Source organism: Streptomyces ossamyceticus, from assembly GCF_001418475.1.
Classification (GTDB): domain Bacteria; phylum Actinomycetota; class Actinomycetes; order Streptomycetales; family Streptomycetaceae; genus Streptomyces; species Streptomyces ossamyceticus.
The window spans coordinates 1-238 of record NZ_LIQX01000529.1; the positions used below are offsets into that span (position 1 = coordinate 1).

Here is a 238-nt window from a genome sequence, read left to right on the forward strand (position 1 = left end):
ACGGGAGTACGCGGCCGCCGCGAGCGCCTCGACCGTGCGGTTCAGGTCGGCGCTCTCGCCGCTGCGCAGGGAGACGGGCTCCAGGTCGCCGAGGCCCTTGACCTGGGGCTGGAGGACGGAACGCACGGGGGCGACGACATCGAGGAGATCCGGTACTTCAAGGTCGCCGACCAGCGCTCCCTGGAAGTCGCCGAGCACGGACTGTGGGCCCCGCCCTGCCGCGAGCTGCTCCTCACGG

1 protein-coding gene is annotated in these 238 nt (G+C 72.7%); it reads right to left on the reverse strand.

Annotated elements, in window-relative coordinates:
- A partial coding sequence (locus AOK15_RS47595) for a hypothetical protein (RefSeq protein WP_240508696.1) occupies positions 1-238 on the reverse strand: 238 nt, incomplete at both ends.